23 protein-coding genes and 1 riboswitch are annotated in these 24,592 nt (G+C 27.2%); of the genes, 7 read left to right on the top strand and 16 right to left on the bottom strand.

Annotated elements, in window-relative coordinates:
• Positions 1-218 precede the first annotated feature (218 nt).
• The 4 genes from XO12_RS01615 to aglA form a co-directional block, all read right to left on the bottom strand.
• Positions 219-2,411 carry a hypothetical protein gene (locus XO12_RS01615; protein ID WP_047265274.1) on the bottom strand — a complete coding sequence of 731 codons (2,193 nt, stop codon included), beginning with the start codon at positions 2,409-2,411 and terminating at the stop codon, positions 219-221.
• A 39-nt stretch (positions 2,412-2,450) separates the two neighbouring features.
• A complete protein-coding gene (locus tag XO12_RS01610) occupies positions 2,451-2,660 on the bottom strand; it encodes a hypothetical protein (RefSeq protein WP_175419570.1) in 210 nt (69 codons plus the stop codon).
• 195 nt (positions 2,661-2,855) lie between these two features.
• On the bottom strand, positions 2,856-3,800 hold the full coding sequence (locus XO12_RS01605; RefSeq protein ID WP_175419569.1) for a hypothetical protein: 945 nt from the start codon (positions 3,798-3,800) through the stop codon (positions 2,856-2,858).
• 13 nt (positions 3,801-3,813) lie between these two features.
• Positions 3,814-5,250 carry an alpha-glucosidase AglA gene (gene aglA / locus XO12_RS01600; RefSeq protein WP_047265276.1) on the bottom strand — a complete coding sequence of 479 codons (1,437 nt, stop codon included), beginning with the start codon at positions 5,248-5,250 and terminating at the stop codon, positions 3,814-3,816.
• A gap of 348 nt (positions 5,251-5,598) precedes the next feature.
• Here aglA and XO12_RS01595 point away from each other — a divergent pair, with 348 nt between their 5' ends.
• Genes XO12_RS01595 through XO12_RS01575 form a run of 5 tightly spaced genes read left to right on the top strand, consistent with a single transcriptional unit; the run spans position 5,599 to position 10,434 of the window.
• Complete coding sequence (locus XO12_RS01595; RefSeq protein ID WP_047265277.1) at positions 5,599-6,588, top strand: LacI family DNA-binding transcriptional regulator; 990 nt, start codon at positions 5,599-5,601, stop codon at positions 6,586-6,588.
• 2 nt (positions 6,589-6,590) lie between these two features.
• The gene (locus XO12_RS01590) at positions 6,591-7,841 is read left to right on the top strand and encodes an ABC transporter substrate-binding protein (protein WP_047265278.1); all 1,251 of its coding nucleotides are present in this window, start codon (positions 6,591-6,593) and stop codon (positions 7,839-7,841) included.
• Positions 7,842-7,845: 4 nt separating this feature from the next.
• Positions 7,846-8,724, top strand: coding sequence for a carbohydrate ABC transporter permease (locus tag XO12_RS01585; RefSeq protein WP_047265279.1), 879 nt, complete (start codon positions 7,846-7,848; stop codon positions 8,722-8,724).
• A complete protein-coding gene (locus XO12_RS01580; RefSeq protein WP_047265280.1) occupies positions 8,721-9,539 on the top strand; it encodes a carbohydrate ABC transporter permease in 819 nt (272 codons plus the stop codon). The genes XO12_RS01585 and XO12_RS01580 overlap by 4 nt, the downstream gene beginning before the upstream one ends.
• Positions 9,540-9,549: 10 nt before the next feature.
• Complete coding sequence (locus XO12_RS01575) at positions 9,550-10,434, top strand: glycosidase (RefSeq protein ID WP_047265281.1); 885 nt, start codon at positions 9,550-9,552, stop codon at positions 10,432-10,434.
• 20 nt (positions 10,435-10,454) lie between these two features.
• Here the strand turns inward: XO12_RS01575 and XO12_RS01570 are convergent, their stop codons facing one another.
• From XO12_RS01570 to XO12_RS01515, 12 genes are all read right to left on the bottom strand, one after another.
• The gene (locus XO12_RS01570) at positions 10,455-10,820 is read right to left on the bottom strand and encodes a NifB/NifX family molybdenum-iron cluster-binding protein (RefSeq protein WP_047265282.1); all 366 of its coding nucleotides are present in this window, start codon (positions 10,818-10,820) and stop codon (positions 10,455-10,457) included.
• 92 nt (positions 10,821-10,912) lie between these two features.
• Positions 10,913-11,470 carry a riboflavin synthase gene (locus tag XO12_RS01565; RefSeq protein WP_047265283.1) on the bottom strand — a complete coding sequence of 186 codons (558 nt, stop codon included), beginning with the start codon at positions 11,468-11,470 and terminating at the stop codon, positions 10,913-10,915.
• Positions 11,455-12,516, bottom strand: a complete 1,062-nt coding sequence (gene ribD, locus XO12_RS01560) for a bifunctional diaminohydroxyphosphoribosylaminopyrimidine deaminase/5-amino-6-(5-phosphoribosylamino)uracil reductase RibD (protein WP_047265284.1) — start codon at positions 12,514-12,516, stop codon at positions 11,455-11,457. The genes XO12_RS01565 and ribD overlap by 16 nt, the downstream gene beginning before the upstream one ends.
• A 4-nt stretch (positions 12,517-12,520) precedes the next feature.
• Positions 12,521-12,985, bottom strand: a complete 465-nt coding sequence (ribH, locus tag XO12_RS01555; protein ID WP_047265285.1) for a 6,7-dimethyl-8-ribityllumazine synthase — start codon at positions 12,983-12,985, stop codon at positions 12,521-12,523.
• Positions 12,986-14,170 carry a bifunctional 3,4-dihydroxy-2-butanone-4-phosphate synthase/GTP cyclohydrolase II gene (locus tag XO12_RS01550; RefSeq protein ID WP_047265286.1) on the bottom strand — a complete coding sequence of 395 codons (1,185 nt, stop codon included), beginning with the start codon at positions 14,168-14,170 and terminating at the stop codon, positions 12,986-12,988.
• A gap of 124 nt (positions 14,171-14,294) precedes the next feature.
• Positions 14,295-14,423, bottom strand: a riboswitch (FMN riboswitch).
• A gap of 43 nt (positions 14,424-14,466) precedes the next feature.
• Positions 14,467-16,698, bottom strand: coding sequence for a glycoside hydrolase family 65 protein (locus XO12_RS01545; protein WP_047265288.1), 2,232 nt, complete (start codon positions 16,696-16,698; stop codon positions 14,467-14,469).
• Positions 16,695-17,354: an HAD family phosphatase gene (locus tag XO12_RS01540; protein WP_175419568.1), complete on the bottom strand. Its 660-nt coding sequence runs from the start codon at positions 17,352-17,354 to the stop codon at positions 16,695-16,697. The genes XO12_RS01545 and XO12_RS01540 overlap by 4 nt, the downstream gene beginning before the upstream one ends.
• Positions 17,355-17,364: 10 nt before the next feature.
• Positions 17,365-18,252: a carbohydrate ABC transporter permease gene (locus XO12_RS01535; protein ID WP_047265290.1), complete on the bottom strand. Its 888-nt coding sequence runs from the start codon at positions 18,250-18,252 to the stop codon at positions 17,365-17,367.
• A 9-nt stretch (positions 18,253-18,261) separates the two neighbouring features.
• On the bottom strand, positions 18,262-19,419 hold the full coding sequence (locus tag XO12_RS01530) for a carbohydrate ABC transporter permease (RefSeq protein WP_052913141.1): 1,158 nt from the start codon (positions 19,417-19,419) through the stop codon (positions 18,262-18,264).
• 49 nt (positions 19,420-19,468) lie between these two features.
• Positions 19,469-20,683: an ABC transporter substrate-binding protein gene (locus XO12_RS01525; RefSeq protein ID WP_175419567.1), complete on the bottom strand. Its 1,215-nt coding sequence runs from the start codon at positions 20,681-20,683 to the stop codon at positions 19,469-19,471.
• Positions 20,684-20,739: 56 nt separating this feature from the next.
• Positions 20,740-21,708 (bottom strand): LacI family DNA-binding transcriptional regulator, encoded by a 969-nt coding sequence (locus tag XO12_RS01520; RefSeq protein WP_047265292.1) that lies wholly within the window; start codon positions 21,706-21,708, stop codon positions 20,740-20,742.
• A gap of 176 nt (positions 21,709-21,884) precedes the next feature.
• Positions 21,885-22,550 (bottom strand): hypothetical protein, encoded by a 666-nt coding sequence (locus tag XO12_RS01515; protein WP_047265293.1) that lies wholly within the window; start codon positions 22,548-22,550, stop codon positions 21,885-21,887.
• Positions 22,551-22,710: 160 nt separating this feature from the next.
• Between XO12_RS01515 and XO12_RS01510 the strand changes: the two genes are divergently transcribed.
• Both XO12_RS01510 and XO12_RS01505 read left to right on the top strand, forming a co-directional pair.
• Positions 22,711-23,850 (top strand): MFS transporter, encoded by a 1,140-nt coding sequence (locus XO12_RS01510; RefSeq protein ID WP_047265294.1) that lies wholly within the window; start codon positions 22,711-22,713, stop codon positions 23,848-23,850.
• 55 nt (positions 23,851-23,905) lie between these two features.
• Complete coding sequence (locus XO12_RS01505; RefSeq protein ID WP_175419566.1) at positions 23,906-24,562, top strand: hypothetical protein; 657 nt, start codon at positions 23,906-23,908, stop codon at positions 24,560-24,562.
• Positions 24,563-24,592 lie beyond the last annotated feature (30 nt).

The following is a 24,592-nucleotide window of genomic DNA, read 5'->3' as shown; positions in this document are numbered from 1 at the left end:
CATACATATACTAACAATATTATTTTAATACTTTATTTATATTTTTCAAAATTCATTAATATATCTTTATGTTCTCTTACAAAACATTATGAATTGTTATAATTTAATTTCGTTTATTTTCGTATTATTTGAAAAAACGAAAATAAACGAAATAAAATAAAAGTCAGATAGTTCAACTATCTGACTCTAAAATATAATATAATAATATTTAGCAAATTTTATTTTATAGTAATAGCAAAAATATGCATGGTTGGTTTCTTGGGAAGATAAATATATTTGATTTTTTTATTCTTTAATAAAAACTTGTTTAAATAAATTTTAGGATTCAAATTTTCTTTTATACCAATACCATTATATCTATATTTTGTATCAATAACGATATTTTCATTAAAAATAGGTTGCTGGCACCAATCAGAAAAACTAAGTATTTCTTCTTGAAGTGTTCCATCAGTATATTCAATAATAAGTTTTGCTTGGTAATTTCCGTGATCAGATGATCCTAAAATATATAAAGTATTTCCAATTATATTTTTTAGTTCTAATTTTTGCCCAACTGCTATTAAATTATCTAAACCTTGGATTTTTATTTTAAATAGTATGTTGTTATATTTTAATATATTATTAGATAAATATTTTTCAATTTCCTCTGCAGGATATTTAGCACCGAAAACTCCATCTGGATTGTCAAAGTTTCCTTCTTTCCTTTCTGAAAATTCTACAATACCATTATTATTAAAAATATTATCTAAATTTGCAATATAATAGTTATCCTTCTTTATAAAATCTATTTTTATATTTAATAAGTCTTTTTTATATGAAATATCATCACCATTATATGAAATAATTCTATATTCATTATTTAAAATCTCAAAAAATTCATTTTTTACTTTAACAACAAATTTGAATTTTTTTGGAATAATCAATATTTGATCCAGATATAACGTTTCTTTAGGAGTTATCGAAATTGTTAATTTACCTTTTTCAAGTTCAATAGGAATAAAAATTTTATTATTTACTATTATTTTATTTTTACCGGAATATATTTTTATTTTTGAATCAGGAATTTTTCCTATTAAATATATATAATAGTTTCCTGAAATATTTATATATGTTTTCAAGGCTATTTTTTCATTGGTTTTAATCTGTATATTATTTGTATTTTCTAATTCAAATGAATAAATTCCATAATCCATTTTTTCAGCCTCTAAAAGTAAAGAATTTCCATTGTCTATAGTTTTTGAAAAATAAAATTTTTCAAAAGTTTTTGGTAATTCATTCAATCTTTCTAAAGAAATTAGATATGACACAGTTGATTCTGCACCAGCATTTTGATTAATATAAACAGAATGCATGCCATCGAATCCTTCTCCGTTTTTGCCGGTAAAAGGAGAGTTTAAATGGTTATTCCCATTATAAAAAGAACCAAATAAAAATGCTTTAACAGCATAAATATCTTCTTTTGTCACAAGATATAGTTTTGATAAAGTAGAAATTATTGTTTCTAACCCATAAGATAAATATGGATATTTTTTTATATAATCTTTTATTTCATATACAGGTCCAATTGAAAGTAGTAAATCATAAAAATCGACATATTTTTTTACAGAATTTAAATATTTTATATTTTTTGTAATTTTATAAACTTCAATGAGAGCCTCACCCTGTCTTGATCCCCATGTATGCCATAAATAACGATTATTATCAGAACTTTCGTTATAAGAGCCGCTAAAAGGTCCATTTGATATTTGTGTTTTTAATATTGAATCAGCTATGTTGATTATATAATTTAAGTCACTATTGTTTGGGTACTGATTATAGTAAGCGGATAATCCTAATAAAAAAATTGAAGACACATCGGAACTTTTATTTAATAAATAATTAGAATCCAGTTTTTTTAATAAAAAAGATTTGGCCTTTTTAGCAGAATTTATCAATTTTTTATTAAATAAATCATCAGGAAATACATTTATAGCATTACTCAAAGCCCAAAAAGCCCTTGCAGCCCACCAACTTCCTGATTTTTTACTTGTTATTCCATATTTGTTTATATTTCCATTTTTTAAAATGAAATTGTAGAAATCACCATCAAAATCTTGCATAGAGATGACAAAATTTAAAGCTTCTTTAGCTCTTTGATAATAAAAATCATTTTTATTTGTTTTGTAAAGATCTGTATAAAGTATAGCAACTCTTGCAACATCATCTACACAGGTAACGCCTTCACCGATAGCTTCTTTATGTACATATTTTTGACCATATTTATCGGCGTATATCCAATATCCAACTACATTTTTATCGTTTATCTTAAAGGTATCTCTTAAAAATTCGAGATGTGAGAAATTTAATTCAATTGAAAATAAATTTAAAGAGAAAAATACGATAAAAAAAAGAATTATGTATTTATTTTTCATATTCACCCTCCAAAAAAGGGCACGTTAAGTGCCCTTATATTATTTTTCGATTACATGAATTCCTTGAATTTCAGCAGAACGTTTTTCTAAAAAGTTAATAGCTTCTGTTGTATCACGAGATTGGAAAATAGAATAATACCTATTATACTTTACAACATCTCCAGCTTTAAATTTAGCCATCCAGTATTTTCCAACATTTTCTTCAAAATACGGTGGAAAAACACCTTTAGTTGCTTTATAATTATCCATTTCACCTGGTAACCATCTGAAAATACCATCTCTGAATTCTCTACTTTCATAGAACCAAAAATCATGGAAAACAAAGTCTTTTAAATCGGAATATACAACAGGTTTTTCTGGTAATATTTCTGCTGCACCAATTCCATATTTTGGTGAGAAATTAGCCCTCCAATTTTCTTCAGAAACAAAAGCATATGTTGCTCCCTACCATAAAGGTTTCATGGAATCAATAGCAGAAAATTCAATATATGGTTTTCCATTTACGTATTTTATAGCATTTCTTTGTGACCAGTAATCTAAAGGCGTTCCATTTATTTGTTCAGCCCATACCATTCTTCTAAATAATGGAAGAATATGTAAAGCGTTATCATCAACGCTTGTGATAGGTGATGTAGCCATGACCTGCAATTTCATTATGTCAACATAGTTTGTAAAAGAAAATGTATTTTCAACTAATACATCACCAGTTTTAAAAATATATGTTACCATATGTTGATTTAATCCTGGTAGCAATCGGGAATATAAATCAGAAATAACTGTTACTGCAATAGGACCAGCATCCAAAACTCTAACTTTTTCAATAGATAGGCCAGATGAAGTCATTTCTACATGTTTTCCTAATTTTCCATTGATATAGAAAGTGCTTCCAGACCAGCCAGCTATTCTTGCAGTTCCTAATTCGTTATATATATTTCCTTTTATATCTTTATATCTAACGAAGTTTGCCAAACCATATTTATTTATTTTTATATCAAAGTCTTTTGAAGTGATTAAATATTCATCGTTATTTTTTTCAATAGAAAAATAAGGATTGAAATTCATTAAATCCATATTTGAGTCATCTGAAATGATGATTTTAGCAGTTTTTTTAAACGTGAATAACAATACATCGTCAGAAGATATACGTTTGTTGCCGTCTATATCATCGATTTGATAAGGTAAATAATTTCCGTTTTCATCAACAACTCTGATAGAATACCAATTAGCTTCGAAATCTTCACCAACAATATCAAGCATTTTTGAAAAAGAAATTTTATAAGGTACTTCCATCCATGTCATTTGATTAGTACGTACTTCAATGACCTTTTCTTCTGCCATTACAAAAATAGTCAAAATAACAACTAAAGTCAAAAATACAAATTTTTTCATAATATACCCCCTTTTAATATTTGTAATGTTCTTTCATTTTTTTATTTTCAGGAAGACAAATAATTTCTTTTAAAACATCTTTTACTTGTTCATAAGAATGAGTCCTTCTATCTCGAATTAAAAATTCTTCAAGAAGTTTAATATCACCAGTTAAAAATGCTTCAAGAGCCATCTCCATTCGTATCATTCTAGGATAAAGATAATAATATAAAATTCTTTTATTTAACTTAGGAAAAATTTTTTCAGGATGAATTCCATTTTTATTTACCTTAACTGGAACTTCAACAGCGACATTTTTGGGGATATTTTCAATAATGTTTGAGTTCATTATATTTAACACAAGGCGAACTTCCTTATTATTTACAATAGCATTTATAAAAGGAATATGTTGTTCTTTGCTTAAAGAATTTGGATTCAATATATTTTTCATTTCTTCTTTAAAATGCGATTGTAATTTATATCTTTTTAAAGAGATTTCTAATAATTTTGAAAAATCTTTTTCCGGATTTTCTGTAACTAACCTTGATAAGTATTTAATAGTTTTTGTTACTTCTTCAAGCATGTTTTGATACCATTTCCAGCCTAATTCTGAATCAGCACCACCCCAAGGTATACCATACCATTTTTTCTTATCTTCAAAAGTGTAATGATATTTCCAAGAACTATTCCTAACAGTATCACCAATTGGAAATAAACCATAAAAGTTATACATATCAATGGCTGCCGGACTCAACTGATCATTAAACGGATGTTCTGGATTATATTGGTAGTTTTCTTCTATCCATTTTTCCAATAAAGGATAAGCATTTTTCCCATTATATTCAAATTTATTTAACCATATAGCATGATTAAAGCCAGCGACTTGCCATGATACTTTATTTTTATCGATATTCAAATTTTTAATAATATCTTCAATACCATAGTGGCCATGGCATATCCCTATTATTTTTATAGAAGACTCTCTTGAAATTAGTGTAGTTATTTCAAAAACAGGATTAGCACCTTGTATTAACCAAGCATTGGGTGAAAATCTTTCCATAAGTTTTGCAACAGTAAGAGCAAAACTTAACTGGTTGTAGTTAGAGATTGTAAAATAATCAGAAACCATATTAAATTCTTGAGAATCAATACCTCTATAATACCCATATTTTTCACTAATACTTCTAACTTTTTCTAAATATTTGTGTCCACCAACCATTGCTGTATTAATGACAAAATCTGAATTTTTAATTGCTTCTTCTAAAATAGAAGTCTTTTTAAAATTAATAGATGCATTCAATTTATTAGCAATTTCATTTGCTAATAAATATATAGCATTTAATCTTTCTTCATCAATATCCATTAAAGTTATTTTACTATTTGACAACTCATTTGTTTTACATATATCACTTATAAGTTTCATTGAAAAAACAGCACTTCCAGCCCCGATTATACTAATATTCACACTCATAAAACTCACCTCAAAATGAAGATATCCGTATTTCTATTTTAGTTAAGCGCTTACACATTTGCATTATATAATATAAATTCATTTATTCAAAACATATTTTAAGCTGAATATTAGTTTTTAGAAGATATTATAATTAAAAATCGTTTATTACGATGGAATTTCTTTTATTTTTATAAATTATAAAAATAATAAAAAATTACAATGAAAAATTAGAATTCCTTTGATAATAATACGTAAGATACTATAAAAAACTATAATCAATATTAACTAGTCATTTTCAAATTTTTGTATTTTAATTATCTATGATATTATATTATTAGTTAAGCGCTTACACAACGAGGTGATAATATGGCAACAATAGAAGATGTTGCAAAGTTGGCTGGAACATCAATTGCAACAGTTTCTCGTGTATTAAACAATAAAGGAAAATTTTCAGAAAAAACAAAAATAAAGGTTTTAAAAGCTGTTGAAGAACTTAATTACAAACCTTCGAGTCAAGCAAAACATTTAGCAAAGGTAAAATATGGTTTTAAAATAGGAGTTTTAATTAGTAATAGAATAAAAAATATATTAGAAAAAAGAAAAAATGAATATGGTGAAATGGATTTTTATTCTACAGTGTTAAAAGGAATATACGATGGAGCAAAAGAAAATAAAGCTGAAATAAGATTAATGACTTTTGATGAATTTATAAATCAAAAAAAAATATGCGATGGTATACTGATTTTGGGTTCAGATAAAATTCCATTTGAGATTTTAGATTGCAAGATACATAAAGTTTTGATTGATAATTATATTATGGGTAAAAAAATAAATGCAATAATTTCAAATGGTTTTGATGGAGCATATTATGTTATAGATAAGATGATAAAAAGAGGGTATAAAAAAATTGTACATGTACACGGATCTTTAGAATTTTATGGTTTTAGGAGAAGGTTTGAAGGATATGAATTGGCAATGAAAAATAGTAATTTACTGCCTATAACTTATGAAGTTGCAGAAACTCAAAATTCTATAAATTATATTATAGATTTAATCTTATCAAAAAATCCAGAAATAATTTTCACATCAAATGATCCAATTGCTGTAATGATTATAAATATTTTGAAAAAAAAGAAAATTAGAATACCTGAGGACATACAAATAATAGGGTTTGATGATATTGTATTTTCCTCAACAGTTGAACCATCATTATCTACAGTAAAAGTTTTTAAGTATGAAATGGGAAATGTTGCATTGGAAAGAGTTATTGAACTTATTAATGGTAAAAATTTACATCCGTACGTAACTTCATTATTTACCGAATTTATAGAAAGAAAATCTACAAAGGGGGTTTGAAAATGAAAAAGTTATTATTCGTTTTATTCTTAACATTAATTATTATGTCATTTGCAAAAACAAAAATAGTATTTTGGACAGCGCCTAATCCTAATCAAGAAGCATATTGGAAAAAGTTAGTTTCAGAGTATGAAAAATTAAATCCGGATATAGATATAGAATGGACTACTATTCCAGCAGCTGGAAGCTCTGAAGAAGCAATTTTAAGTGCTATAGCTTCGGGAAGAACACCTGATATATGTACTAATATTTTTTCTGGTTTTGCAGCACAATTAATTGAATTAGATCAACTGGTTGAATTAAGTAAATTACCTGGTTTTGATGAGGTAGTTTCACAAAGAAAAATGAATGATATTATAAAAGGTTGGAAATTTATGGGTAAAAGTTATGTTTTACCTATATATTCAAATCCTATATTAATGTGGTGGCGAAAGGATATATTACAGGAATATGGATTTAAAAAACCTCCTAGAACGTATTCTGAAATTTATGAACTTTCAAAAAAATTTGTTGTTCCAAAAGAAAAATATACTATGAGAGTAGTTGCAGGGAGAAATTGGTGGGATAGATGGTTTGATTATATTACTTATTATTATGCTGCAAGTGAAGGAAAACCTTATATAGATTTAAAAAAGTATCGTGCAGTATATAATAACGACGCGGGGATAAAAGTAGCTAAGTTTTTTGAAACAATGTTTAAAAATAAATGGACAGCTGTTGATTTAGGTAATGCTCCTTTATATAACGGTGTGATAATTGGAAGTTTAAAAGGTCCATGGGAAATACCATATGCAGAAAATCAGTTCCCTGAAATAATAAAAAATATTACTATAACTCCACCAGTAGTTCCAGATAATTATCCAAAGGACAAACCTATTTACACTTTTGCAGATACTAAAGGATTAGTTATATTTAAAAGTTCCAAACATCAAAAAGAAGCATGGGATTTTGTAAAATGGGTATATTCTAATCCGGAAAATGATAAATTATGGTTAGAAATGACAAAGATGCCACCTGCAAGGTCAGATTTGCTAAAGAATCCACTTTTTAAAGACTTTTTTGATAAAAATCCTTTAGCTGCTGAGTATGCAAAATATGTTGGATATGCAATACCTCCAGCTTTAATTTCGAAAACAGTAGATGTGCAGGATGAAATGACTTATAGTTTAATAGAACCTATTATGTATGGAAAAGCAAATGCAGAAGATGCTGTAAAAAATTCTGTGAAAAAAATTAATAGAATAATATGGTGATTATATGACAAAAAATATAAGAAAAAGAGAAGCCCGAAAGGGGCTTCTTATATCCTCAACATACCTTGTATATGCGGCTATTTTTTGGGGATATCCATTTGTATGGCTTGTAATTTTAGCTTTTTCCAGATGGCGATATGTAGGCTCCCCCAGATTTGCAGGTTTTAGAAATTTTTTAAGAGTATTATATGATCCTATATTCTGGAAAGCTTTTTTTAATGTATTAAATTTTTTAATGTATTATATTCCCATTGTATTAATTTTTTCTTTATTGTTTGCATTGGCTTTGAGTAAAATAAAATATGGGAAGACATTTGTAGCCTTATCCTTTTTAGTAGCAAATATATCTTCTGGTGTAGCTTATTCAATAATGTTTTCTAAATTGTTTGCTGAAAATGGTCCTTTAAATCAGATAATCTATAAATTATTCAATACAACTATTCCATGGTTTACAAGTCCTCAATTAGCAATGTTTTCCATTTCATTAATTGTTGTATGGAAATTTATAGGTTATTATGGTTTGATATTATATGCTGGTATAATAAGTATTCCAAACAATATATATGAAGCTGCAGAATTAGATGGAGCAAATAAATATGTTAAATTTTTTAAAATAACATTGCCACTGTTAAATCCCTCAATAGTTATGGTTTTAGTTTTTGCAATATCATTATCTTTTGGGATATTTACTGAACCATATATGATTACAGGTGGTGGTCCCATGAGAAGTACTTTAATGCCAATGATGGTAATGTATACATCAGCCTTTCAAAAGTTGGATCCAACATATGCAGCAACAATGTCTATATTTACTGCTATATTTAGTTTTGTCATTATCTGGATAACAAGAAAATTATTTGAAAGAGAAGTTGATATAGTATGAAAAAAATACGTGTTATAATTTTTCATATAATAATGTTTTCATTGTCATTATTATGGTTATATCCATATATCTGGCTATTTATGTCCTCTCTAAAACCTTCAAATGAAATATATACAAGATTTTGGCCAACGCATTTTACATTAGAGCATTTTAAATTTATACTAGAAAGTGCAAAAAAAATGCAAAGACCTTTTATACGTGCGTTTTTTAATAGTTTGTTTATTTCATTAACTGTAACTATTTCTGTTGTGTTAACATCAGCAATAATTTCTTATGCATTAGCTAAGCTAAGATTTAGAGGTAGAGATAAAATATTTGATTTTCTAATTTTTCAAATGGTATTTCCCGGATTTATGTTTACTATTCCACTTTATATTTTGATAAGAAATTTAGGATTATTGAATACTTATTCTGCTCTTATATTACCAAGTTTAATGAGCGGATGGGGAATTTTTATGTTAACACAGAGTTATAGAAGTACTCCAAATGATTATATTGAGGCTGCAAAAATGGATGGCGCTACTGATTTATGGATAATTTTTAAAATAATGATGCCTTTAAATAAATCAGCACTTTCTATAGTTTCATTATTTACATTTATAGGTATATGGGATAATTTTATGTGGCCATTAATTGTAATGAAGGATTATAATAAAATGCCATTGTCTGTTTTATTGGCAAGTTTTAATCATGAATATGGCGCATATATTGGTCCAATATTAGCAGGTTCTGTTATACAAACTATTCCTATGGTCATTCTGTTTTTAATATTTAGAAAATACTTCTTACAAGGAATTTCAATTACATTAAAGTGAGGTGTTTTAATTGGAACTAAAATTAAAAAGGCATCCATTAAATCCGTTATTTTCACCAAACCCAAATCATTTGTGGGAATCAAGATTTGTATTTAATCCAGCAGTAGTATATGACGGAGATTTGTTTCATATGCTATACAGAGCACAAGGTGAAGATATGGTATCAAGGATAGGATATGCTGTTAGTACAGATGGAATACATTTTAACAGAATGGAAAAACCCGTATTTGAACCTGAAGATATAAGTGAGATGTATGGTGTTGAAGATCCGAGGTTAACTTATATTGATGGGAAATATTATATGTGTTACACAGCATATTCACCCACTAATATAAGTGTTGCTTTAGCATCAACAACAAATTTCTTTAATTGGGAAAGATATGGAATTGTTTTGCCAGAATCTCCAAATAAAGATGCTGGAATTTTATCAGAGAAAATAAATGATAAATATGTAATGTTTCACAGATTGGAACCAGACATTTGGTTAGCTTTCTCAGATGATTTAGTTCATTGGGGTGATTATATAAGTATTGCTAAACCCAGAGAAGGTTATTGGGATGATTTAAAAATAGGTATAGCTGGGCCACCATTAAAAACAGAATACGGATGGTTGTTGCTTTATCATGGGGTTCAAAAAGCTCCACGAAATATTTATAGATTAGGATTTATGTTGTTAGATCTGGAAGATCCAACAAAAGTTTTAAAGAGAAGTGAAAAACCTATATTAGAGCCAGAAGAACCATGGGAAAAGTTTGGTGGAGTACCTATGGTAGTATTTTCTGATGCAATGGTAGAATATAATGATCAATATTATATTTATTATGGGGCTGCTGATAATTATATTGCATTAGCCACTATAACAAAAGAAGAAGTTTATAAATGGATTAAAGAATAAGGCCCATAATGGGCCTTATATTAATGATTATGAAATTTTTCTTTTACTTCATATTCTCTATCAAATAGCTTTTGTTCTTTTAAATCATTTATAATTTCTTCAACAGTTCCATCAGCACCTCTAATTACATGAATTCCGAGTTGTTCGAAAAATGTAATTGCTCTTCCTCCAATCCCTCTGGCTATAAGAAGACTAATACCTTCTTTATGCAAGTAATTTGGTATATCCCCAGGTCCATGTTCTTCTAAAGGATTTTTTATTATACTTAATTTGTACTCACCATTTTCCTTGAGAATAATAAAGGCAAAGTATGGTGCATGTCCAAAATGTTCGCTGATTTTAGAATTTTTTCCATCATCGTTTAATACAGGAATCGCTATTTTCATTATTTCCCTCCTTGACATATATGTTTTAAATATATATTTCAATTAATATTATAAACTGATTTTTTTATTTTTATATGAGAATAAAATAACAATTATATTTCAATTTCTTTTACATAACGAGCAATTATATCTATTTCATAATTAACAAATTCATTTATTTTCAAATATCGTAGGTTTGTATTTTTATATGTATGTTCTATTACCTGTATTTCAAACGAATCCAGATCTTTTTTTGCAATCGTTAAACTAATACCATTAATTGTAATAGCTCCTTTGTTAGCAATAGCCCATTTTTCTGTTGGGATTTTAAATTTCATCCAGTATGTATTTGAAGATTTTTTAATACCTAAAAATTTGATTATTCCATCAACATGCCCGGTAACAATATGCCCACCAAGAAAATCAGTTAATCGCAAAGCCCTTTCGAGATTAACTATTTTATTATTGTAATATTTTAAATTTGTTTTTATATATGTTTCCTCGCCTATTGAAAAATAAAGTTTATTATTATCAATTCTTTCTACAGTTAAGCAAACACCGTTAATAGCAATGCTTTCGCCTAATTGAACATCTTTAAAGGGATTATCTATAATAACTGATTTATTTGCAATGCGAATTTTTGCTAGTTGTTGTATTATTCCTGTAAACAAGGTATCAACTCCCAATATATATTATTATCAATTTTTTTACTTTTAACAGGTTTGAATTTTATAGAATCTTTTATATTATTAATTTTTAATTTATTGAAAGGAGAAATGCCGTTACCAATAATCTTAGGAGAATAAAAAACATGAATTTTATCGACAAGATTATTTTTTAAAAATAAGGATAGAATTGTCGCACCACCTTCAACTAAAATGCTGTCTATTCCTTTTTCATATAAAATATTCAATATCTTATTTATATTTGTTTCATTTATTATCTCCGTATTTTTATGTTTTGGAGCAACTTTAAGAATAGAAAAAATTATATTTTCTCCTTTTTCAGTAAAAATATTTAAATTTTTATTATAAAAAATTCCTTCTTTATCTAAAATAATTCTTATCGGTTTTCTTCCGTTTTTTATTCTGCAGGTTAATTTTGGATTATCATATATTAATGTATTGGCTCCAACCAAAATTGCTGAATAATAATTCCGCAATTTATGAACTAATTTTCTTGATTTTTCATTGGATATCCATTTTGAATCAAAATTTTTCGAAGCGATAAAGCCATCCATAGTCATTGCGAATTTTAGGGCAATAAAAGGCCTTTTTTTATTAACGTAAGTAATAAAAATCTCATTTAATTCTTTTATTTCATTTTCTAAAATACCGAATTTTACATTTATTCCATTTTCTTTTAAAATTTTTACTCCATTTCCGTTGACTAATGGATTAGGATCTAACATCCCTATATAAACTTCTTTGAAGCCTTCTTTTGCCAATCTGTTTGCACAAGGTGGGGTTTTTCCAAAATGAGAACATGGTTCTAAAGTTACATACATTGTAGCTCCTTTTATATCAATCTTTTTTTCTTTAGCATTATCAATAGCTACAATTTCCGCATGTCTTCCACCATAGTATTCATGATAACCTTTTGATATAACTTTTCCATTTTTTACTATAATAGCTCCAACTAAAGGATTTGGGTTTACTTTTCCAATCCCTTTTTTAGCCTCTTTTATTGCTAATTTCATAAAATATTCATGATTCATAAAATCACTCTTTCAAGATTTTATTCAGATTAGCCATTTCTAATGCTGCCATTGCAGCTTCAAATCCCTTATTTCCTGCTTTAGCACCTGATCTATCTATGCTTTGTTCAAGCGTTTCTGAGGTTACTATTCCAAAAGTAATTGGTACATCAGACATCAAATTCAATTGAGCAATTCCTTTTGAAACTTCATTAGATACAACTTCAAAATGATATGTTTCACCTCTAATTACCACACCTAAAGCTATAATTGCATCGTAATTCTTTTTTATTAATTTTTTTACTACAAAAGGAATTTCAAAAGTACCTGGAACTTTAAAAATATCGATATTATTTTCTTCTACATTATGCCTTTTTAAAGCGTCCAGAGATCCATCTAATAATTTTTCAGAGAAAAATGAATTGAATCTTGAAACTACAATGCCAAATTTCAAATTCTTTCCATCAAAGATTCCTTCTATAACCTTCATTTATATTTCCTCCTTTATTTTAATTTTATGATTCATTTTTAACTTTTTAATTTTTAAGTAAAACTTGTTTTCTGGAGTAATTTCTCCAATATGCGTATCCATATTTTTTACATTAATTCCGTATTTTTTTAATTGTTTAACTTTATCTGGATTATTTGTCATTAAAATAATATTTTTAATATTTAATGATTTTAATATTTGAGCAGCTATAGCATAATCTCTATTATCGGCTGGCATTCCAATTTTTAAATTAGCTTCTACTGTATCCAAACCATTATCTTGTAATTTATATGCTTTTATTTTATTAGTAATACCAATATCTCTTCCTTCCTGTCTTAAATATATTATTAATCCACTACCTATATTATTTATTTTTTGCATGGCTAAATGTAATTGGCTACCACAATCGCATTTTTTTGAATTTAATACGTCGCCAGTTACACATTCTGAATGAATTCTAACTAATAAAGGGTTATTATTTAAATTGCCTTTATATATTGCAAAATGTTCTTTTTTATCAAAATTATTTTCAAAACCAATAATTTTAAAGTTTCCAAATTTTGTAGGTAGTTTGGCTTCTGTAATAGGTTTAACATATAAGTTGTTTTTTACTGTTTCAATAACTATATCTTCTACAGAAATTATAGGTATTTTGAATTTTTTAGATAATGATTTTATGTAATTAAAGTTATGGGAGTTTCCATTTTCATCTAAAATTTCGATTAAAGCTGCGAAAGGTTTAAATCCTAATAGTTTCATTAATTCAACGGAACTTTCAGTATGTCCTTTTCTTTTATTAATACCGATGCTTCCTAAAAGTTGAACATGACCAGGATATTTATAGTCATTTATAGTAGTGTTTTCTGTAATAGATTTTATAGTCTTTGCACGCTCATATGAAGAAATTCCTGTTACATTTTTTTTATGATCAATAGTTATGAAATAATTTGTATTTAATGCATCCATATTGTTAGATGGAAGTTTAAAAAAACCTTTTTGGATAAGATAAATTTCTTCAGCTGCTAAGCATAATAATCCCTTTCCTTGAGATACCATGAAATTAATAATATCGCTATTTGCTAATTCTGCTGGAAAAATAAAGTCAGCTTCTATTTCTTTTTTTTCATCCCAAATAATTATTGGTTTGCTTGATTCGAAAGTTTTAATTATATTTTTTTTATCCATAAATTCTCCTCCCAATAACAAAATTGCCCTGGATTTCTCCAGGGCATGATTTTTTATTACTATTGGCATATATATCAATAGAGATATCACTGTAATATACAAATAATAAATCTAAGTATATGCCTTTGTTCTCCTCCCATCCAGACTTTAACTGTCGGCTCTGGAATTTCACCAGATCAACCTTAATAGCATTTATTAAGGCTCGCGGGCTTTCACCGCCGGTCGGGAATTTCACCCTGCCCCGGAGAATATTCACTTCTTATGGATTATATCATATAATTATGAAAAAAACAACCTCATGTGAGGTTGTTTAATGTTGCAGTAAGGGAGGGCAGTTCTTTTATATCAAATGAATTTTGGGTGATTTTAATATTTAATAATTTGTTTTTATAAATAATGTTAAATTCTAGACTTTTCCAATGTTCAGGTATCCAGGGATTAAAAGTAATTTGTTCCTTATTATCAATATACATTCCACCAAACCCATAAATTATAGATTGCCAGGTTCCACCAGCGCTTGCAGCATGTAATCCAAAGGCTGTATTTCCTTGATTATTTTCCAAATCGACTAAAGCTGTTCTCATAAAATATTCATAGGCTTTAGAGTGATTACCTATTGCCAATCCCATTATTGCATACATACTGGGGCTTAAAGAGGATTTATGCATGGTTCTTTTTTCATAATATTCAAAATTTACCTTTTTTGTTTCAAAATCAAAATCTTCTGGTAACAAATGCATTAGCATTAGAACATCAGCTTGCTTAATTAACTGGTATTTATTTAAATTAGATAAATCGATACCTTCAGGCCATTCTGGCATATTTTTCTCATTGTATTTACTAATTGTGAAATCTTCAAGTTTAAAATAATTTTCGAATTGTTCAATTAAGTGAGAAGATTTATTCCATGGAATATATAATTTTTCAGCTACATCTTTCCATATTCTTAACTCACTGTTTGTCAAATTTATTTTTTTTATTATTTTTAAATAATTTTCTGGAAATTTTTGTTTTAGTATATTTAAATATTCAAAAGCTTTTTCTATATTCCATTTAGCCAAATAATTCGTGTAAAAATTATTATTAACATGTTCGTGAAATTCATCTGGCCCAATAACATTATTAATTTCATATCTATCTTTTTCATTATTATATTCAGCTCTTGAAGCCCAAAATCTTGCTGTCTCAAAAAAAATTTCTGCACCATAATTTACAAAAAATTCCCAATCATCAGTAGCTCTAAGATATTCTCTTATTGCGTAAGCAATGTCAGCTGTTATATGATATTCTATATCACCAGTCCATATTCGCACTTTGTTCCCATAATAATCCTCACCCCATTTTGGAGTCTCTTCCTGTCCGTTATCAGCAGATTCCCATGGATATTGGGCACCTCTATATCCATTTTTCAAGGCATTTTCTCTTGCTTTATCAAGAGTGTGATATCTATACATTAAAAATGATTTGGCTGCTTTTGGATATTCATATATATAAAATGGGAGCATGTATATTTCAGTGTCCCAAAAAACATGACCTTTATACCCTTCACCGTGCAATCCTTTAGCTCCAATACTAACCAATTCATCTTCAGGATTTGCGAGAGAAAGTAACGAAAAAATATTGTATCGTAAGGATTTATCAGCCTTTTCATCACCAACAATTTTTATATCAGCAATTTTCCATAATTCTTTAAATTTTTCATAATGATTTTTAAGTAGATTTTCAAAACCAATTTTTTTTGCTTTATTAATTTCTTTAATATTTTTATTAAATAAATCATTATGTCTTTTGGAGTCCAAAATGCTTGTATAAATGTTTATAGTATGACTTTCACCAACTTTTAAGTCAATATCAATAGATTGAGAAATAAAGTCGATGAAATTTCTTGAAGTTTTTGTAAAAGTGCTTTTTGTTTCTATGGTTGATAATATTCCAATTTTATTTTTTTCGTCTTTTGTCCATGCTTCTACATATATATAATCCTCTGATAAGATATGATTGTTTAGATAGTAGTGCTTCACGCGGTCTTTAGGGTGTTTTGTTGAATTATAAGTTCTACCATCGATAAATGTTTCTATTGTTATTCTGTCGCTAAAATTTTCTGAAGTTATAGTATAAGTCATTAAAGCTAAATTTTTTTTATCCATACTTAAAAATCTGTAACCTTCAATTTTCATTATTCTTCCTTTTTTATCTTTTAATCTCATTTTTTTGTATAAAATTCCTTGTTTCATATCCAGTATCCTTTTAAATTCTAATATATTGCACTCAAATGGATTTAAATATTCATATTTTATATAAAGTCTTAATCCCCAGAAATAAGGGAAATTAACTAATTCCTTGACAGATGCTTCTGATTTATCAAAAATACCTGCAACATAAGTTCCAGGAGTTTCATTATAAAATAGATCTTCGTAAGTGCCTCTAACACCCAAGTAACCATTAGACAGTGTAAAAATAGTTTCTTTTACAGGAGAAATTTCAAAAATATTTTCTTCAAGTAGCCATTTTTTTTCAGATAAAATCATATTTTTGCCTCCTGTAATAAAATATTTAGTTTTTCAATATTTAATTCATTTAATGATTTTACAACTAGATTTGCATGTGACAATTCTATTTCATTCCCATGTCGGGCTATTCCAATAGTAACCATTCCAGCATTTATTCCAGCATTTATTCCTTCAATAGCATCTTCAATTACTATGCAATTTTGAAATTTAGTATTTAATCTTTTAGAAGCTATTAAAAAAATTTCCGGATCAGGTTTTCCGTGTTTAAAATCATATCCTGTTATAACATCATCAAATAAATTATAAATATTTAATGACTGTAAAATTTTTTTTGTATTTTTACTTGAAGAGGCAACGGCGATTTTTATAGAATTTTTCTTTAATAAGTTTATTAAATATAAAGCATCATCAAATATTTTTGGCGGATGATTTTCAATGAGATTTAAAAAATATTTTTGTTTTTCTTCGGCCATACTATTTAAAACTTCATCATTTTCATTTGATGCAATTGATGCTATACCTTTTATTCTCGGTTTTCCATCGACCTTTTCTTTGTAAATATTAAAGTTGAATTCATATCCATGATTTTTAAACATTTTTTCCCATGCTTTGTAATGTAAAGTAACTGTATCTGTAATTACACCATCCATATCAAAGATAACAGCTTCTAACATATTATTCCTCCTAACCTTTTATTGCAGCTGCTTTTCCTGATTCTACAAATTGATTTTGGAAAGATAAAAAGATAATTATCATAGGTATTGTCATTAAAATAGATGCTGCCATCATATATTGCCAAAAAGTATAATAAGATGTTTTGAAAAAGTTTAATCCCATAGTTAATGTATACATCGTTTTATCAGAGGTAATTATTAGTGGCCACATAAAATCGTTCCAGGCGCCTAAAAAAGTATAAATTGCAAGTGCAGTCATAGCAGGTTTGGCATTTGGCAATACTATAGTAAAAAATGTTTTAATAATTCCTGCTCCATCAATTCTTGCAGCTTCTTCTAATTCTCTTGGAAAATTTAAAAAAAATTGCCTCATTAAAAATAATCCAAATACACCTGTTAATTTAGGTAATATTAAACCTGTATAGGTGTTTACCAGGCCAAATTTAACCATTAAATTATATTGAGGAATCATTACAACCTGAAAGGGCACCATCATTGTTGCCAGAAATAAAGAAAACCAGAAATTTTTTAGTGGAAATTTTAAACGCGCAAAAGCATATCCTCCAAGAGTATCTAAAATTAAGTGACCAAATGTCAAAGCAACAGCGTAAAAAATAGTATTTAATATCCATCGACTATATAAAGGGACTACTTCAAAAATTTTTTTATAATTTTCAAATGTAGCATTAGTTCCGAATACTTGAGGCGGAATTTTAAAAAGATTTATTTTTGGAGGCCATTGCATAATATCAATACCAAATCTTTCACCGGTATCTGGATTTATTCCGTTTAAAGGGGTTATAGAAATTAAAAATGCCCAAAAAAAAGGAAATAAAGAAATTAAAGCGTATATTATTAATACAGTGTAGGAGATAATTTTTGCATATTTATAACTCATAATTTCACCTCAATATTCTTCTCGAATGAACTTTCTCTGTAAGAAAGTTATTGTTAAAATAATTGAAAATAATATTAATGCCAATGCAGAAGCATAACCCATATTTCCATATTCAAATGCATTTTTATAAATATAATAAGATATAGTTATATTTCTCATGTTTTTTATCAAAAAATAGATTTGATCAAAAACTTGCATCGTTCCAATTGTTCCCATTATCATTACAAATAATATTTGTGGGCGCAACATGGGAATAGTTATTTTCCAAAAAATTTTAGATGAGGAAGCGCCGTCAATTCTTGCGGCCTCATATATTGAGACAGGGATATCCTGTAAACCAGCTAAAAAAGTAATCATAAAATAACCTGCAGTGGTCCAGATATTCATAACCATAATAGCTGGTAATGCTGTATTTGGATTTTCCAACCATGCAATAGGCTGAAATCCGAATAAAGACAAAAATCTATTTAAAATTCCCGGACGCGAATATAACATCCAGAAAATCATTGATATCGCAGCTGAAGAAGTAATTGATGGTATGAAAAATGTTGCTTTGAAAAATTTTACACCTTTTATTTTAGAATTTGCTGCTACGGCTAAAACTATTGCTAATAATGTTTGAACTGGAACAACTATAATAGAATAAAAAAAAGCATTAAATAAAGATATTTTAAAATATTGGTCTTTGAACATACGTTTAAAATTTTCAAAACCCAAAAAATTTGGAATATATTTTTTAAACGAAGATGCACCTTTATCCAGATAAATAGACATGAATTGAGAAATTTTCATTTCTTTATTTAACTTACCAGAAATAAAGTCATTTAATAACTTATTAGTATTAAAATATTTTTTTATTATTTCTTCTTTTTTTTCATCCAAATTTATTCCAACGTCAGATTTTATATATGTCATCAAATCAAAATTATTTTTAATTTCATTAATATTTTTTATCTCATTTTGAAACATTCCTAAATGAAATTCTAAAGTTTCCTGGGGATTAAATAAAACTTCCAAATTTCTTGCATTTAATGGATTGTAATCAGTAAAGCTATAATAAAATGCTGCAAATATCGGATATATTGTAAAAATTATTATTGATAGAATAATAGGCGAAGCAAATAAATACCCGATTAAAGCTTCTTTTGTTTTCCATTGAACTTTCATAATAAATATCACCATCCTTTAAATTTAAAGGGGGATATCCCCCTTTAAATCATTGACCACTAATCCATTGAGGATAATTCTTTTTAATCTGATTTAGAGTCTCATCTAATGTTATTTTATTGTAGAATAAATCTTTTAATCTAGAATTAATTTGATCATTAGCAACAGAAAAAATCCCTGTAGGTGTTGGAACACTCCATGGATGAGCATATTCTGCACCTTTATAAAAAGGTATTTTCATAGGGTCTGTATCTTTAGAAGCTAAATCTTTTCTGGATGCAAGAACACCAGCTTTTTCAACAAAAATTTCTTGACCTCTTGTAACCAGAAATTTTAGTACTTCCCATGCTTCTTTTTTATGTTTTGATTCTTTATTTATAGACCATGAAACTGTATAAACCATAGTTGATTTTTTTATTAATGAAGGCATTTCAACAATACCCATTTTTTTATATACATCAGGGTAAGATCCCTTTAAGAATCCCAATGTCCATGGTCCCGACATTCCCATAGCAACTTTTTCTTTTCCCAATGCTTCTCCAATCCAACCTGCTCCAACAGCTTGTGGCTCAAAAGCAACACCGTACTTTGTTACAAGGTCAATATAAAACTTGATTCCAAATCTGGAAGAAGGTTCATTTAGAGTAGTATTTAAATTTTCGTCTACCAATCTACCATTAGCCCCTAAAATAAAAGGAATAACTCTGTTAAAATCTGCAGCTAAAACTAAAGGTGTTTTAAAACCTTTTCTTTTTAACTGTAAAGCTTTATCCAATAAATCAAACCATGTATCATTATTAGTAGGATATGATACCCCATATTTATCAAAAATTTCTTTGTTAAAGTATAGAGCTAAAGTTGAGAAATCTTTTGCAATACCATAAATTCTGTTATTGAATTTAAATGCATCAACTAATGTAGAGAAATAATCATTTAAATCAAACTTGTCTTTTTTTATATATAAGTCTAACGGTAATAAAACGTTTTTGGAAGCAAATTCTTGAAAAAAGTAAACATCAACATAAAAAATATCAGGAGCAGTTCCGGCAGATAAACGTGTCTTTAAAGTTTCCAAATAATTTCCAGGAATTGGTTCCCAAACTACCTGGATATTGCTATGTGTTGAATTGAATTCTTTAACCCCCGCCTTAATAGCTGCTTCTTCATCAGGATTTCCAGGCCATCCTGAAATTTTAATAGTTGTTACTGCAAATAACGATGATACAATGAAAAATACCAATAATAAAGATAATACCTTTTTCATGAAAAACCCTCCTTTTAAAGTAATGAAATCGATTACATTTTTTTATAAACTAAAGTTCATTTTAAGAACCTTAGTGTACTTTCCCTTTTTGATATTTCAACAGGAATAATAATACTTTTCACTTCTTTTCTTAAAGATAAATCATGAAGCATTTTTGCTGCGTTATATCCTACTTTATATATATTTTGATTAATAGAAGTAATTTTTAATATTTTTGATGATGGTAAGTCATCAAATCCGATTAAAGGTAAATAATATTTTTTTTCATTCATATAATCATATACACCATAAGCCATTAAATCAGAACCACAAAAGATACCATCAAAATTTTTAAAATTTGCTTTTTTTATTATTTCATAACCAGATTTTCTGCTGAAATCACCGTATATTATATCGATATTCACATCAAAGTCTTTTTTCGCTTTTAATACTCCGTTTAAACGTTGATAAGTTACGGCTGGCCCTAAGTTACCGCTAATGTATAAGATATTTTTGCATCCAACTTCTTTTAAATGTTTAATTCCTAAGTATCCACCTAATTCATTATCTGGATCAACAAAATGAAAATTATTTTTATTGTTGCGTCCTATTACAACGAAAGGAAATTTAATTGAATTAAAAAACTCAACTCTTTCATCATCATCTTCTAAATCTGTTATAAAAAAACCACCTACTAAATTGCTTCTAATTAATTTTTTATACTGATCAATACAATGTTTATCAGAATGAGAATCAACAATTAATTTTAAACTATTATGAAAAAAATACTCTAAAATACCATTTAAAAAAGGATTAGTATATGAATCATTTTTTGGCATTTCTGTTCTCAACATTAATATGCCAAATAAATTTGATGATCTTTTTCTTAATGATTTTGCACTGTAATCTGGTTCATAACCATATTTTTTTATAACTTTTAGTACCTTCATTTTTGTTTCTTCTCTAACTTTTTGAGAATTATTTATTACTCTTGAAACTGTTGCTACAGAAACTCCAGCCAAAGAAGCTATGTCTTTTATGTTCATATTATCACCTCGTATGTAATCGATTACATAAATATTATAACAAAAAAATAATAAAATCCAAATCACCATATTTTATATTTGTTGGTTATGACAAATAATTAAATTTTATTAGCAATAATTAATTAAAAAAATTTTAAAAAAACTAAAAAAAACACCCTTCAAGGGTGTTTTTTTAATTACTTTACAGGTGTGTTTTTAAATGCTTCTTCTAAAACTTTATTTAGATTTTCATAAAATTCTTTTCCCTGTTCTCCCAATTGTTCGATTAAATAAGATTGCTGTTGTAATAATGAAAATGCGGTTTTTGGATTATATATTAACACGGAATGATATTCTATTCTTCCTGCTTTCATCACATAGTATTTTGCAACAACTTCGGCACCAGTTTGAATAGTTTTTGCAAAATTAGAACTTACATTTTTAAATACGCTATTAGTAACTGCAACAACTTTATCTTTATCTGTACCCTGGGATGAACTCTGTAAAACTCCTTGAGCTCTTTGTTGGAAATTTGTAACTACTGAATTTAAATATCTTGCTAATTGTTCTCTCGCATCCTGTTCTGCTTGATTATACATGACTGATCCCATACCTGGGGCGCCTTCTGAAATTCCATCAAAATATAAAAGAAATCCTTCTTTTTTAAGTTGTTTTAATTCAGGTCCTTTACCAGCTTTTTTAAATTCAATAACGGCCTCTTTAGGAATTTCTGCAATTTTTACGCCATCAATATCAAGCGGTTTAAAAGGATATGTTAAAGTGTGATATAAAAAAATACCTCCAAGTAGTAAAGCTAATACTCCTAATCCCACTCCAGTCCATAATACAATGTTGTTATCCATAAAATCCCCTCCTTCAAAAATTTTATTTATTATGTTAATTGTTCACCAATTAAATTATATCATAAATAATGAGAAATACAATTGAATTTATTGATTTTTTTTAAAAAATAATATATAATAATTCGTAAAGCTAAATAAATTCAAATTGTGAGGTGTTGATGTGGAAAAAAGTTTAAAAAGATATTTAATTTTTAATTCGATTCCAGCATTTTCCTTTATTATAATATTGATTTCTCCCATGTTTGCTAATAAAATTGGATTAAATATATATGAAACTAGTTTAATATTTTCTATAGTGTATGGAGTTCAAGCTATATTAACTTTTATATTAGGGCATTATTTTGAGAAGAAATCTCCAAATTATGGATTAGCTTTTGGAAGACTATTATTTGCCATTGGAAGTGCATTGTTATCTTTTGCATATAACCCCTATACATATTTAATAGCTCAGATTATAATAGGAAGTATAGATATTTTTTGGCCACTTGTGAGCATGTATGAAAGAGCTATTATTCCACCGGATAAAAGAAATACTTTTTATTTTTTGTTACCATTAATTTCTGAAGGAATAAAAGTAATTTTATTTATACCATTAATACTTTTTATGAAACCAGATGAGACTTCTATAATATTTTATAAAAGTGTGTTTTTAACAGTGTCTATTTTAAATATAATATATGCAATATCTATTTTGAAATTATTACCTTATGTTAAAAGCGGGAGTGATTTACACAAAGAACATGTTCATATACACAAACCAAATTTAAGAAAGTATATCACGGTTTTGTTAAATCAGATAATATTTTTTGCTAATTTTGGTTTTGGGAGTTATTTAATAATATCATATTATGTGAAAGAGAACCTGAATGGTGATGCAAAAATAATGTTAATATATGAAGTTGTTTTTTCAGCGACTGTTGTATCTTCGTTTATATGGAAAAAGTATATAAAGTATAATGTAGAAAATACGTTAATTTTTGGTACATTTATAATGTCTTTATTTTATTTGCTATTATTATTTAAAGGTTGGATGTTTTTTTATATATCACATGTTTTTTTGGGAATAGGGTTTATATTATGGATTTCATCTAAAGAACCATTAAAACAGGAATATGCACCTATTAATTTTGGGAGATATGAGGGATTTTTCAATGGTATTCAGTTGTTTTCAAAAATATTTACGCCAATCCTTGCAGGTTATATAGCTTATAAATTTTCGTATGAAATTGTTTTTTTAATATCTTTTATTGTATTATTTTTAAATTCTATAATAACATATGTAGGATTAAAAGAAGCATGATGCTTCTTTTTTTATTTTTTTATAAAAAGAGTATAATAATAATGGAGGTGATAATATGAAAAAAATATTTTTTAATTTTTTTGTATTGTTTTTTGTTGTATTAACGTTTTCTCAAAATATAAGTTTTAAAAATTTTAATACATATTATATCGAACATAAGATAGGATGGAATTTTGATATTTCTTATGATGGATCAATTTTATATTATTTAGAATTTAAAAATGAAGAAATACAAACAGATATGACTTTTATTACAGAATATAAGGACGTATTGATTTCCGGAGAAAAAAAAGGATATATATATTACTTAAAAGTCGTTGCTAAGAATATTGATAGAAATATTTTAGGTGAAAGCAAGATAGCAACTTTAGTGGTTTTTGATAATGAAGAAGAACCATTAAGGATTATAGGTGCAAAGGTTGTTAAAACAGAAGAAAAAAAGTACATACACTTTGTTTTAAGAAATGTTTCGAGTAAAACTATTAGAGAATTTAAAATACGTTATTGGGGTATTGATTATTCAGGAAAAGCAATAAGAATTAATAGAAAAAGTTATTTAAAATATGAAGAAAAAAATATTGAAATAAAGTCTTTTGATTTTTATAATGTTGATATTGAAATTCAAGATGCAGAGTTACTTAGATTTGTTAAAGGAAAAATCTGGGAAATAATTTTTGATGATGATTCAGAATGGAAAAGAATAATAGAATAAACAAAAACAGTCTCTTGCTTTTTGCAAGAG

It is taken from the genome of Marinitoga sp. 1154 (genome assembly GCF_013363285.1).
GTDB lineage: Bacteria > Thermotogota > Thermotogae > Petrotogales > Petrotogaceae > Marinitoga.
Note: the sequence above shows the minus strand (reverse complement) of the source record. Positions and strands in the feature narration are given on the sequence as shown.

Excerpts from the sequence above, each read along its gene's own strand:
- XO12_RS01615 (WP_047265274.1), bottom strand. The coding sequence starts at position 2,411 with ATGAAAAATAAATACATAATTCTTTTTTTTATCGTATTTTTCTCTTTA.
- XO12_RS01610 (WP_175419570.1), bottom strand. The coding sequence starts at position 2,660 with ATGGATAATTATAAAGCAACTAAAGGTGTTTTTCCACCGTATTTTGAA.
- XO12_RS01605 (WP_175419569.1), bottom strand. The coding sequence starts at position 3,800 with ATGAAAAAATTTGTATTTTTGACTTTAGTTGTTATTTTGACTATTTTT.
- aglA (WP_047265276.1), bottom strand. The coding sequence starts at position 5,250 with ATGAGTGTGAATATTAGTATAATCGGGGCTGGAAGTGCTGTTTTTTCA.
- XO12_RS01595 (WP_047265277.1), top strand. The coding sequence starts at position 5,599 with ATGGCAACAATAGAAGATGTTGCAAAGTTGGCTGGAACATCAATTGCA.
- XO12_RS01590 (WP_047265278.1), top strand. The coding sequence starts at position 6,591 with ATGAAAAAGTTATTATTCGTTTTATTCTTAACATTAATTATTATGTCA.
- XO12_RS01585 (WP_047265279.1), top strand. The coding sequence starts at position 7,846 with ATGACAAAAAATATAAGAAAAAGAGAAGCCCGAAAGGGGCTTCTTATA.
- XO12_RS01580 (WP_047265280.1), top strand. The coding sequence starts at position 8,721 with ATGAAAAAAATACGTGTTATAATTTTTCATATAATAATGTTTTCATTG.
- XO12_RS01570 (WP_047265282.1), bottom strand. The coding sequence starts at position 10,820 with ATGAAAATAGCGATTCCTGTATTAAACGATGATGGAAAAAATTCTAAA.
- ribD (WP_047265284.1), bottom strand. The coding sequence starts at position 12,516 with ATGAATCATGAATATTTTATGAAATTAGCAATAAAAGAGGCTAAAAAA.
- ribH (WP_047265285.1), bottom strand. The coding sequence starts at position 12,985 with ATGAAGGTTATAGAAGGAATCTTTGATGGAAAGAATTTGAAATTTGGC.
- XO12_RS01550 (WP_047265286.1), bottom strand. The coding sequence starts at position 14,170 with ATGGATAAAAAAAATATAATTAAAACTTTCGAATCAAGCAAACCAATA.
- XO12_RS01545 (WP_047265288.1), bottom strand. The coding sequence starts at position 16,698 with ATGATTTTATCTGAAAAAAAATGGCTACTTGAAGAAAATATTTTTGAA.
- XO12_RS01540 (WP_175419568.1), bottom strand. The coding sequence starts at position 17,354 with ATGTTAGAAGCTGTTATCTTTGATATGGATGGTGTAATTACAGATACA.
- XO12_RS01535 (WP_047265290.1), bottom strand. The coding sequence starts at position 18,252 with ATGAGTTATAAATATGCAAAAATTATCTCCTACACTGTATTAATAATA.
- XO12_RS01530 (WP_052913141.1), bottom strand. The coding sequence starts at position 19,419 with ATGAAAGTTCAATGGAAAACAAAAGAAGCTTTAATCGGGTATTTATTT.
- XO12_RS01525 (WP_175419567.1), bottom strand. The coding sequence starts at position 20,683 with ATGAAAAAGGTATTATCTTTATTATTGGTATTTTTCATTGTATCATCG.
- XO12_RS01520 (WP_047265292.1), bottom strand. The coding sequence starts at position 21,708 with ATGAACATAAAAGACATAGCTTCTTTGGCTGGAGTTTCTGTAGCAACA.
- XO12_RS01515 (WP_047265293.1), bottom strand. The coding sequence starts at position 22,550 with ATGGATAACAACATTGTATTATGGACTGGAGTGGGATTAGGAGTATTA.
- XO12_RS01505 (WP_175419566.1), top strand. The coding sequence starts at position 23,906 with ATGAAAAAAATATTTTTTAATTTTTTTGTATTGTTTTTTGTTGTATTA.